This is a genomic window from Haloarcula sp. H-GB5, assembly GCF_054850705.1.
Genome location: NZ_JBTWBG010000002.1, coordinates 712,743 through 723,938, shown reverse-complemented (window position 1 = coordinate 723,938; position 11,196 = coordinate 712,743). Strand labels below are relative to the sequence as shown.

Annotated in this window: 11 protein-coding genes; 4 read left to right on the top strand and 7 right to left on the bottom strand. The window is 64.0% G+C overall.

The annotated features are described in order from the left end of the window. Positions 1 to 74: 74 nt before the first annotated feature. Positions 75 to 755: a haloacid dehalogenase type II gene (locus ACYJ11_RS11690; protein ID WP_461647900.1), complete on the bottom strand. Its 681-nt coding sequence runs from the start codon at positions 753 to 755 to the stop codon at positions 75 to 77. Between the two features lie 108 nt (positions 756 to 863). After that, on the bottom strand, positions 864 to 1,196 hold the full coding sequence (locus tag ACYJ11_RS11685) for a DMT family transporter (protein WP_049919248.1): 333 nt from the start codon (positions 1,194 to 1,196) through the stop codon (positions 864 to 866). A 247-nt stretch (positions 1,197 to 1,443) separates the two neighbouring features. Between ACYJ11_RS11685 and ACYJ11_RS11680 the strand changes: the two genes are divergently transcribed. Further along, positions 1,444 to 2,442: a TIGR04024 family LLM class F420-dependent oxidoreductase gene (locus ACYJ11_RS11680; RefSeq protein WP_461647899.1), complete on the top strand. Its 999-nt coding sequence runs from the start codon at positions 1,444 to 1,446 to the stop codon at positions 2,440 to 2,442. 15 nt (positions 2,443 to 2,457) lie between these two features. Here the strand turns inward: ACYJ11_RS11680 and ACYJ11_RS11675 are convergent, their stop codons facing one another. After that, positions 2,458 to 3,150 carry a 6-hydroxymethylpterin diphosphokinase MptE-like protein gene (locus ACYJ11_RS11675; RefSeq protein ID WP_461647898.1) on the bottom strand — a complete coding sequence of 231 codons (693 nt, stop codon included), beginning with the start codon at positions 3,148 to 3,150 and terminating at the stop codon, positions 2,458 to 2,460. 329 nt (positions 3,151 to 3,479) lie between these two features. Between ACYJ11_RS11675 and ACYJ11_RS11670 the strand changes: the two genes are divergently transcribed. Then, positions 3,480 to 4,940: an alpha,alpha-trehalose-phosphate synthase (UDP-forming) gene (locus ACYJ11_RS11670; protein ID WP_461647897.1), complete on the top strand. Its 1,461-nt coding sequence runs from the start codon at positions 3,480 to 3,482 to the stop codon at positions 4,938 to 4,940. A gap of 16 nt (positions 4,941 to 4,956) precedes the next feature. Here the strand turns inward: ACYJ11_RS11670 and ACYJ11_RS11665 are convergent, their stop codons facing one another. Then, positions 4,957 to 5,799 (bottom strand): DUF7537 family lipoprotein, encoded by an 843-nt coding sequence (locus ACYJ11_RS11665; protein WP_461647896.1) that lies wholly within the window; start codon positions 5,797 to 5,799, stop codon positions 4,957 to 4,959. Between the two features lie 174 nt (positions 5,800 to 5,973). Here ACYJ11_RS11665 and ACYJ11_RS11660 point away from each other — a divergent pair, with 174 nt between their 5' ends. Next, the gene (locus tag ACYJ11_RS11660) at positions 5,974 to 7,098 is read left to right on the top strand and encodes a polymer-forming cytoskeletal protein (RefSeq protein WP_461647895.1); all 1,125 of its coding nucleotides are present in this window, start codon (positions 5,974 to 5,976) and stop codon (positions 7,096 to 7,098) included. A 40-nt stretch (positions 7,099 to 7,138) separates the two neighbouring features. On the opposite strand, the gene ACYJ11_RS11655 is transcribed toward ACYJ11_RS11660, so the two are convergent. Further along, complete coding sequence (locus ACYJ11_RS11655; RefSeq protein WP_461647894.1) at positions 7,139 to 8,218, bottom strand: dipeptide epimerase; 1,080 nt, start codon at positions 8,216 to 8,218, stop codon at positions 7,139 to 7,141. Then, positions 8,215 to 9,258 carry a DUF1611 domain-containing protein gene (locus ACYJ11_RS11650; protein ID WP_461647893.1) on the bottom strand — a complete coding sequence of 348 codons (1,044 nt, stop codon included), beginning with the start codon at positions 9,256 to 9,258 and terminating at the stop codon, positions 8,215 to 8,217. The genes ACYJ11_RS11655 and ACYJ11_RS11650 overlap by 4 nt, the downstream gene beginning before the upstream one ends. 137 nt (positions 9,259 to 9,395) lie before the next feature. Between ACYJ11_RS11650 and ACYJ11_RS11645 the strand changes: the two genes are divergently transcribed. Beyond that, positions 9,396 to 10,151 carry a helix-turn-helix domain-containing protein gene (locus tag ACYJ11_RS11645; protein WP_461647892.1) on the top strand — a complete coding sequence of 252 codons (756 nt, stop codon included), beginning with the start codon at positions 9,396 to 9,398 and terminating at the stop codon, positions 10,149 to 10,151. Between the two features lie 97 nt (positions 10,152 to 10,248). Here the strand turns inward: ACYJ11_RS11645 and ACYJ11_RS11640 are convergent, their stop codons facing one another. Next, complete coding sequence (locus tag ACYJ11_RS11640; RefSeq protein WP_461647891.1) at positions 10,249 to 11,001, bottom strand: IclR family transcriptional regulator; 753 nt, start codon at positions 10,999 to 11,001, stop codon at positions 10,249 to 10,251. Positions 11,002 to 11,196 lie beyond the last annotated feature (195 nt).

Genomic DNA, 11,196 nt, shown 5'->3' with positions numbered 1-11,196 from the left:
ACGCTTGCTACGCCGTTTCCTGACTCTCTCGACGAGCCCACCGAACCAGAACCACGAGACGTCTTTTTCGCTCCTCACATCAGTTCGTCGTGAAGGTCGTGGAACGACTCGATAGTGAGGTCCGGATCGCCGGCGAAAGCGTCCCACGGGCCGTCGTCGCGGTTGACCCAGACGCCCTGCATCCCGGCGTGCATCGCCCCGTACACATCGAAGTAGCCTGCAGTGACGTGGGCGATTTCCTCGATGTCGGTCGCCGTTCGCTCCGCCGCGTGGCGGTACAGTTCGGCCGCCGGCTTGAACGTCTGGATCTCGTCGGCGCTGACGGTGTCTTCGAGCAAGCCACCGATGCCGGCAAACTCGACCATCGACTCAAGCATCTCGGGATTGCCGTTTGAGACGACGTAGAGGTCGTAGCCGGCGTCGTAGAGTTTATTCATCCCATCACGAACGTCGTCGAACACGTCCAGTTCGTGGTAGACTGCAAGAATCTCGTCGCGCTCTTCGGTCGTGATATCGACGCCGTGGACGTCCAGCGCGTACTGGAGGGCGTCGCGGTTCATCTCGTAGAATGGCTTGTAGGCATCGATCTGGTTGGCGAGGAAGGTGTACGCCAGCGAGCGGGAGCGCCAGAGTCGGGACACCGGTCGGGGGTCGTCCACCCGGTCGGCGAGGGCTTTCTGGGCTGCCTCGACATCGACGATGGTACTGTACGAGTCGAACGTAATCGTCGTGACGCGGTCCGGGTCGAACGGCATAGGAACCCGTAGAACCGGGTGCCTCATATAGCCGGTCGCCGAGTCGAGCGTCCAACCGTCCGGTACGGGCACACTCACAGCGTCACATGTGACGTGACTGTTTCCCGCTCAATGCGCGGACATCTCGGACAAGACGTTGACACAGTACACGCCGATGATGATAAGCAAGATACCGACGGCACCGGGGAGGTCGATAGGCTCGTCAAACACGACAATCCCGATCGCAGCCACACCGACGATGCCCAGCGCGGCCCAAGTCCCGTAGACGACGCCGATAGGGAGGTCTTCGAGCGTCAACGACACCAGATAGAAGGCCAGACCGTAGCCGACGACGACACCGAGACTGGGAACGGGGCGTGAGAACCCTTCCGAGAGTTTCAGCGACGTTGTCCCGAGCAATTCGGACACAATAGCGGCTCCGAGGAGGGCATATGGATTCACGGGTTCACTCGTCGAGAATTGTGGACAGATAATATACATTTCGGCTGTTGTCGCGTCGCTAGTACCCCCTGCTGAGACAGTACCGGGCCGGTACCATCCTGTGAATAAACCGCGGACAACGGGAGACACTCCCCCTCTCATGTGGCTTTATCTCCCGTGCGGCCGCACTGCGAGCCATGTCTCAGGCACATACGTTCCAGCCGGCAGGAACAGGTCCGGTCGTTGCTCGACGCATGGAGGGTGACAGATGACAGCGCGAGACGTGTATCTCCCGGTCGCGGCACAGCCGTCGGTCGGCACGCTGGTCGAGATGAGCCAGCAGGCCGAGGACAGTGGCTACGACCGAGTCTGGCTCCCGGAGACGTGGGGACGAGACGCGGTGACGACGCTGACTAGCATCGCCGAGCACACGTCGACAGTCGGTCTTGGCTCCTCGATTCTGAACGTGTACTCGCGGTCGCCGGCGCTGCTCGGCCAGACCGCGGCGACGCTACAGGAAGTCTCGGACGGCCGCTTCCGCGCCGGTGTCGGACCATCCGGGCCAATCGTCATCGAGGGCTGGCACGGCCGTGAGTTCGAGAATCCGCTCAAATACACACGGGAGACCGTCGACATCATGAAACTGGTGCTCTCCGGCGAGACCGTCGACTACGACGGGGACATCTTTTCGCTGTCCGGGTTCCGACTGCGCTGTGAACCGCCCGAACCCGCGCCGCCCGTGGACGCTGGTGGTCTCGGGCCGAAATCAGTCGAACTCGCCGGTCGCTTCGCCGACGGCTGGCACGCGCTGATGCTGACCGCCGACGGCCTCCGGGACCGATTAGAAGACTTCGAGCACGGTGCAGACCTCGGTGACCGCGACCGGGCCGACCAGCGGGTGACGCTGTCGCTGACGTGCTGTGCGATGGACGACCGGGAGCAGGCACGGGAACTGGCCCGTCAGCACGTGGCGTTCTACATCGGCGGGATGGGGACGTTCTACCGCGACGCGCTGGCCCGCCAGGGGTACGAGGACACCGCCTACGAGATCGCCGAGCAGTGGGGGTCGGGCAATAAAGAAGCCGCCGTCGACGCGATCAGTGACGAGCTACTGGATAGCATTGCCGTTGCCGGTACGCCCGAGGAATGTCGCGACCACATCGCACAGTTCGAGGACATCGATGGCGTGGACGCGATCAACATCTCGTTCCCCCGCGCTGCCGAACCGGACACTATCGACACGACCATCGATGTGTTAGCGCCCTGAGTCGGGGCGTCGTTTTCAGTCAGTCGCCACTGGCTCGATGTCGTCGCGTCGGCCGTCGAGTACATCGAAGCGCTCGCCGCGGCGCTGTTCCAGCCAGCGCAGCAGGCGTTCGGCCCAGCGGAGTTTCCGGCGCTTTTCCGCAGTTACGGACGGGTCGTCGAAGTCCCAGCCGGGGAACACCAGCGAGCCAGCGCCGAAGTGGTCCGCGAGGAACGCGGCGCGGTCGCCGTCGGTGAAGCCGCCGAAGTTCCGGACCGGTGGCGCGGGGGCCGCCTGTGTCGTCGGCACGACGAACTCGCTGTCGTAGGTCGGGATGTATGTCTCCAGCGCCGGGATGTTGTCGCCGTGAGCGTGGGCGACGACCGGTGTCCCAGCAGCTGTCAGTTCCCGCCCGGTGTCGGCGTTCTTGTCCAGATCCGTTACCATGCAGTCGATGGCCACACCTTCCGTTTGGAGGCGGTCGGCGGCCGTGGACGCCGCGAAGACCACATCGGCGTCGGCTGCCCGGTTGGCCTCGGATTCGAGCGACGGGCCGGCCCCGGCGACGGCGACCGTTGCACCGTCGAGTCCAAGACTCGCCGGGTCGTACGTCCCGTCATCACCGAGCAATTCGACAAAGCGGTCACGGGCGCGTTCATCGCCGCCACGGGGGTAGCCGAAGTCGTCGAGGATGGCCTCGTACACTGGTTCCCAGGTGTGAAATTCCATCTGTTGTCAGCCACCACGCAGTGGACGTTCTTCTGTCTTGTTTCCCCGTCCAGTCACACCACACTACGCTGGCACTGGCCCGGAGCGTGGCTGTCGCTACCGGATTTATGTTCAGATAAACCGAGTTGAGCCGAAATGGCACGTCCGTGTACCCCTACCCGGGTGCCCTTTCGGCTTTCACCCCTTCCTTTCGAGGCCTCCGGTATAAGTTTTCTCTTACCGTCAGACATAGATGACAGGACTTCCAGGCGGCGGTGGCCGGTTACACGCTGTAGCTACGCCGGCGTCCCACGACAGTCTCAAGATGGGGCAGTCCTTACGGGCGGCAAATGGGCCGGGGAGTGTCAGTAACCGCGCAAGACGGTGCCGTTCCGGACTCGCTGGTGGTCGTCTCGAACCGCGAACCGTATAGCCACGAGCGGGACGACGACGGCGAGATACGGGTCCAGTCCGCGGCGGGTGGGCTGACGAGCGCACTCGACCCGGTGATGCAGTCACGGGGTGGCACCTGGGTCGCCTGGGGCAGCGGCGACGCTGACATGGCCGTCGCCGACGAGGGCATCGTCGAAGTACCGCCGTCGGACCCGGCGTACGACCTGAAACGCGTCCCGCTCTCCGACGCGGCGGTACAGGGCTACTACTACGGCTACGCTAACCAGGTGCTCTGGCCGCTCTGCCACGAGGATACAGGTCGGATGTGGGCCGAACCAGCCTACTGGGAACAGTACCGCGCCGTCAACGAGCAGTTCGCCGAGGCCGTCGATACGGTCGCCGACGCGGGCCAGCCGGTCTGGTTTCAGGACTATCATCTCGCGCTCGCGCCCAGACTGGTCCGGGAGCGGCGGAAAGATGCGACACTGTTGCAGTTCTGGCACATCCCCTGGCCTGCGCCGTCGGTGTTTCGGCACTGTCCCCACAGCGACGCGCTCCTCGACGGACTGCTGGCCTGTGATGTGATCGGCTTTCATACGACAGCGTACGCCGAGCAGTTCCTGCACTGCGTCGACAGCGCGTTTTCCGCGGCGACCATCGACACGGACAGCGGCACAGTCATCCGCGGCGGTGACAGGACACGAGTCGTCGCGAACCCGCTAGGTATCGATGTCGGGGGTGTTCGGGACCGAGCACGGGCCGCTGACGTGACCGATATCCGTGATACTGTGCTGGGCGGCAGCCGCTCGGAAACGTCGCTTCGGCTCGCACTCGGCGTCGAACGGCTCGACTACTCGAAGGGCATCCCCGAACGGATCGAGGCGCTGGCACATCTCTGGGACCGGCGGCCGGCCCTCCGTGGAGCGTTCACGTACGTCCAGAAGGCGAGCCGAACGCGAGAGGGGATCGCCGCCTACCGCCGGTATCGGTCGGACGTGCTCGATGCCGTCGAGCGCGTCAACGACCGCTTCGGGACCGACGACTGGCAGCCCATCGTCTACACCGAAGCCAAACTCGACAACGAGACGCTCGCCGGACTCTACCGAGCCGCTGATGTCGCGGTAGTGACGCCACACCGCGACGGGATGAACCTCGTCGCCCACGAGTACCCGGCGGCCTGTGTCGACGGCGACGGTTCGCTCGTGCTGAGTGAACTGGCCGGCGCGGCGACCTATCTCGACGGCGCGCTAACGGTCAATCCACACGACATCAACGCGATTGCTGATGCCATCGAGCGGGCGTTGGAACTGGACGAAGCGGAAACACGTGACCGGCTGTCGCGTCTTCAGCACGGCGTCGAGGCGCTCGACAGTTCACAGTGGGTCGCCAGGCAGTTCAGCGCCGGGCAGTCGCTGTAGTTTTTGCCGCCGTTCGTCAGTTCTCTGCTTCTGACAGCCAGTCCGGCTCCGTGACGGTGGTGTCATCGACCTGCGAAACGGAGAGCGACAGCATCACCGTCACCGGCCGGCCGTCCCGTTCGGTCGTCACCCGGTACTGGAACGACCGGACAACGCCGTCCTCGTCAACGAGAACCGTTGCACTGGCCGAATCCGTCGTCTCGTTGGCCGAGACGTTCGTCGCGACGGCGTCGTCGGCCGTGAAGCCGGTAACGTTGCTCCCGGTCGCTTCGAACCGCGAGACGCTGTCACCGTCGACTGTCTCCGTCCCGGCGTAGGTCCAGTTGATGTCCGCCCCCAGCGACTTGAGCAGCGAGCGGTCGATGACGCTGCTCTCGTTGACCGGCTGGACTTGCCCGTCGTACGGCGGTGATGCGGCGCGGTAGTCCGTCATCTCCTCGTCACCACGGACGAGGACTCGACGCTCGGCGGTGGTCCCGTCGGCCGTATAGGTCGTCGTCACCAGCGTGTCACCGCTGGCCTGGACTAGTTCGCCCGTCGACAGCGATCGGTCGCTCTCACGGTCGATTGCGACCGTCCGGTTGATGAATACCGACCGGTTCTCGCCGTCACGGACCGTCGAGAGCTGGAACGACAGCGACGTGGTGAACGACGAGTTCGACAGCGTCTCGAAGTGCCCGCGTTCGATGGCCGCCGCGTCGAGCCCGGACGATCCGGGTGCAGGGCCGTTGGCGTCGGCCGAGGTCGGTGTATCAGGTGTGCCCGTACCCGTTCCAGAGCCGAACAGCCCGCTACAGCCAGCGGATGCTGCCAGCAGCACCACGAGTGCGAGAGAGAGGTGACGGCGTTCGAGTAACATATCGGAGCCACTGTGTCAGCGGCTTAGTTCGTTATGGCCGTTCAGATGTCACGTTCCACTACCGTCGAGGTTCGATACCGCGCCACCGACTGTGCCACCAGCGCGAAACTGCGGCGATGCCGTTCCCGTCCGACCAGCGTCAGACGCCCGTCATGCACGTCATGAGGGTTTAATATGAACGAAACCGCTATAGCAATCGTGCCTCTCGGCTCCGACCCGCTGTCCGAACTCGACATTCCCGACGGGACGACTGTCGAGGAACACGACCTGGTGACCGACGGTGACGTCATCGTCGGCGGCCAGTCGACCGTGGAGTTCGGCGTGCGCGGGCGGACAGTCATCGCCGACGAGCGAGTCCGCTTTGGCGGCCACATCGAAGCCGAAGGTGACTGTCGGCTCGATATGTGGTGTGACGTCGCGGACAACGTGCTGGTCGGCGAGGACGCCTACATCGGCGAACGGGTACATATCGGCGGCGAACTCCGTGTCGCGGGCGACCTGGATATTGGCGACGACGTGGACATCGAGAACGGATTCGAAGCCAACGGCTGGATCGTCATCCGGAACCCGATGCCGACCATCGTCTTCCTGTTCGTCTACCTCTCGCAACTCCTCCGCATCGGCGAGGAAGACGCGGCTGAAGAGGTGATCGACGAGATGTTAGACGACGGGAGTGACGAACACGACCCGGTTCTGATTCCACGCGGTGCGAGCGTCTCGGACGACGCCTGGCGCGTTTCGACACCGGCGACGGTCGGCGACGACTGCCGGCTCCACGGCAACATCCGCGCGAAGTCCCTCGAAGTCGGCCGTGACACGGTCATCTTCGGGAGCCTCCGCGCGAAAGACGATATCGTGGTCGGCCGGGGCACGGAGATCAAAGGGGACGTAACGACCCGCAGCGGCACCGTCCGCGTCGGCCCGGGTGCGAAAATCTGGGGCGACATCTCGGGGACGACTGTCGAACTCCACGAGAACGCGACGGTCGACGGGACGATTCGCACCAGCGAGGAGATGCGGATGCACACCGAGACCGTGCTAGACCGGCCGGACGAATCCGCTGCGGCGATGGCGGAGATGGCCGAATCGCTCGAAGCTGACACTGACACTACGGAGCCAGCGAACGAAGGGAACGATTCAGACGGCAGCGATCCGGCGGCCGATGCAGCAGCCGACGACAGCCCTGCCACTGCGGACAGTGGGGCAACCGACGGCGGCGACGGAGACGGAGCAACAACTGGCAGTGATACTTCGGAAGACGGTCCCGACATCGAAGAGGCGGCGGAGTCCGCGGAGTAACCGCTCGGACGGTATTTTTCGTAGCGAAACGCCACAGCGCTCAGTTCTCAGTCATGTCACTCACAGCCGCAGGCGGTGAGATCCCGTGACCCGGCCCGTCAATATCGATGTGCGGGCCGAACGACATCGACGGCGGCGTTTCGTCAAGCAACAGGTGCCCATCCAGATCGACGTAGTCGAAGGCGCCGAGACCAGCGGCAAGATGGGCGCTCGTCGCGATGCCGGTTGCGCCTTCGAGCATACAGCCGAGCATGCAGTCGAGTGAGGCGGCCTCGGCGATGTTCACAATTGCTGCTGCCCCGAGGAGCCCCGACTTCCCGAGTTTGACGTTGATCACGTCGGCAGCCCCGTCGCGAACCACGGCAGTTGCGTCCGCGGGCGTAAACACGGCCTCGTCCGCGGCGACAGGGACCGAGAGCCTGTCCCGCGCCCTCGCGAGACCGCGGATATCGTCCTTCGGCGTCGGCTGTTCGACCAGGGCGAGATCGACCCCGGCCGCGGTCACTTCGTCGACAAACCGCTCTGTGGCCTTCGGCGTCCAGCCCTGATTCGCGTCCACCGTAATCGTCGCGTCGGGTGCGGCGTCCGCAACCGCAACGGTCCGAGCCACGTCGTCGTCGACCGCGCCGCCGGTCTTGACCTTGATGTGGTCGAAGCCCGCAGCCGCGGCGCGCGTGGCTCGTTCGGCTGCCGCGTCAGGCGAGACTATCGGAACGGTGATATCAGTCGTAACGGCGGCCGGCGCGCCACCGAATAACTCCGAGAGCGGGATGCCACGGTCGCGACAGTAGGCGTCGAGCAGCGCCGTCTCGACGGCGAACAGTGCCGAAACCGCTCCGGGCACTGCGGCCCGTAAGTCACTGACGAGTTCGCGGTAGTCGGCGAGAGCCGCACCCTCAAGCATCGACGTTACCGATCGAGCGGTCGCCACGGCAGCCGCCTGTGTCTCGCCAGTCACCGGCGGCAACGGAGACCCTTCCCCGTGGCCGACAATGCCTGTGTCAGTCTCCACTGCGACGACCAGATTCCGCGCTTTCTCTCGGGTTCCGAGTGAGATTTCGAACGGTTCGCGGAGTTCGTGGTCAAGTGGTTCGACGGAGACGCGGTCGATACGGGTCATAGCGCCTCCAGAACGGCTGCAAGGAGTGTCTCTAGGCCGTCATCGTCGTAGATGTTCGCCGCCGGAAGGCCGGTTCTGGCGGTTTCCGACTCCGGGTCGCCCCAGGTGGAGAGCGCGGCGACTGTCGTCTCCGTGAGGTCGGTAATCGCACGGCGTTCGGCCTCGACGCCAGCCACGGTGAGGTCATCGAAGTGGGACCGGGCCTCCCGGGAGGGGTCGTCGGCCAGCACGACTGCGTCGGGGGCCGCTCCGTGGAGCAGTCCAAGCGTCACCCCGCCGTACGCGGTGTGCGTGAGGGCGGCCTGCCCTTCGACGAACACGATATCGTGGTCCGCCGCGACATCGAGCACCATGTCCTCGACGACGCCCGAGACAAAGTCGGCCGGAACCCGGTCGATAACCACACCGCGGTCCGCGCCGACGAGGATGCCGGTCTGTCCCGTCGCGACCCAGCCGGCGTCAAGTCCGGCATCGGTCGCCGCCCGGTACAGTTCGAAGGTCGTCGTTCGCTTCCCCACCGCACAGTCAGTCCCCATCGTCAGGACGACGTCTGCGTCAGCCTCGTCCCCGCGGCCGTCACCGAGCGTCAGATCGGCTACTGTCGGCGGTTTCCGAACGTCGACGAGGTCGACACTGTGTTCCTGTGCGCGCTCGGTCCAGACTGGGCGCTCGCTCAGGAAGACGTGCAGACCGGAGACAACGTCACAGCCCTGTTCCATCGCGCGCTGGATAGCCTCGACCCAGGCGTCCGGGAGGTCACCGCCAGCGGGCGCGACGCCGATGACAAGGACGGCCGCGTCCGGGGCTCGATCCAGCGCTTCGCTGACGGTCTCGACGACCGGGACGTCGTCGGCGCCAGGCCAATCGAGGGCCGCTCCGGCGTTGGGGCTCGGACACGTCGAGTCCACGACGGCCTGCGCGTCGAACAGCTCTCCGTGCATGACGATACCGTTGGCTGTCTTGCCTTCCGGCTCTCCGAATGCCCCCTCTGCGAGTACAACGGCGGGCGTGCCTTCGTCGTATTTTCGCCGCAAGTCCATACTGCTGCACACTGCCGGTGTGACTGACAAACCAGAGCCTTACATGTGTGGCACCCGGTGGGAATACTGGAGGGCACGACCGGTGATGAAACCGAGAACAGGCGAGCGCTATCGCGTCGCAGAACCTAGAGAGAACAGTGGACACTGACAGCTCCGATACGACCGCTGCCCCGTCCAGCGGCGGTCTCCAGTTGACACTCGAACTGGAGCATCCCGACTGCTGGATGCGGGAGGTGACGGCGGCCACTGCAGCCAGGCTGCTGGTCAACGCGGCGTATCTGGTCGACGAGAAGGTCAAGGCCCACGTCGTCGCATACGCTGAGTCAGCGGCCGCGGTCGAGGCGCTCGTCGCGGCGACCCGGGCGTCCGACCACACCCACGCAGTCACGGAAATGGATACCCGTCGTAGCTTCGGCGGAATATCGGCCCCAGTAAACAAAGCGACGAGTACGCTGCTCGTCGAATACGGCCCCGAAGAGAGCATCCACGACGCGCTGGTCTCACACGGATTCATGAATCAGGAGCCGATCCGCATCCGAGATGGGACCGAGTACTGGACGGTCGCTATCGACGAGTCGCGGGCGACGATACAGGAGAAACTCGACGCCGTGTGCGAAGAGAAAGACGCAACGATAACTGTGACACAGATTACGTCCGCGACCACCGGAAGCAAGGAATCCGAGGGATTGGCCGTCCGACAGCTTTCCGACAAGCAGCGCGAAGTGTTCGAACTGGCCCGCAACCGCGGCTATTACGACTACCCGAGAGCGGTAAGCGGGAGCGAGCTAGCCGACGAACTCGGTATCGCGAAGACGACGTTTCACGAACACCTCCGGAAGGTCGAGGCCACGCTTCTCGGTCCAAGAGACACTGACCGGGACGGACGGCAGTAGAGCCTCACAGCCTGTACTTCGATTTGTCACGTCTGTGGTCACAGAATCGGCCTCACACAGCCGTTCCTCGCTTGCGACGACAGGGCGCGACCGAGCGCTACTGTACCCCGAGTTCCGACTCCAGTTCATCGACAACGTCCTGCAGCATCGATGCGAGTTCCTCGTTCGGCGGCAGCCGATACAGCGGGCCGGAGATGTCTAGTGCGCCGAGGACGCCGCCGTGTGGGGCGGTGACCGGTACGCCGACCGACCGAAGCCCCTCGACCGCTTCCTGATCGTTCACCGAATAGCCGCGCTCGTTCGTGCGTTCAATGTCTTCCTGAAGGGTTTCGCGGTCGGTGATCGTGTACTCCGTCTCTTCGGGCAGTCCCCACCGGTCGAGGATCTCGTTGACTCGGGTTTCCGGCAACGCGGCGAGGATTGCCTTGCCGACTGCCGAGTTGTGCAGGTAGTAGTACCGCCCCACCTGGAACCCTTTCGACGGGACGTTGGCGACGACGTTGAACAGCGTTATCGCTCGTCCGTACTCTTCGACGGCGAACGTAACCTCCTCGCCACAGCTATCGGCGAGTTCGTGGGTTTTGCGACGGGCGACCTCGTACCACTCGTTTCGGGTCCGAGCGCCCTCGCCGAGGTGGAACAGCTTCATGCCGAGTCGGTACTGCTCGCCCCGTTTGACCAGATATTCCTGGTCCAGCAGTGTCTTGAGGTGAACGTGAATCGTACTCGTCGAGAGGTCCAGCCGGTCCGCAAGCTCACTCATTCGCGCCTCCCCCATCTCGTTTACCGCATCGATGATCGCGAGGGAGGTTTCGGTCGTCTGGAGACGACGACCGCCAGAGCTGTCCATACCACTGTGAACTTGATGCCGGTATAAAAAAGTCCGGTCATAATGGAACAGGTTCCGCCGATATTATACTGAATCCCGATAGCCACGCACCACTCAATTACCAAGGGTTATAATTTTAGCATATGCGTCTGAAATTAGCGTCCCGCACTTCAGTACGGGCTATATTCAGGGGTGGTACGCTGCTCTAATTCCAAC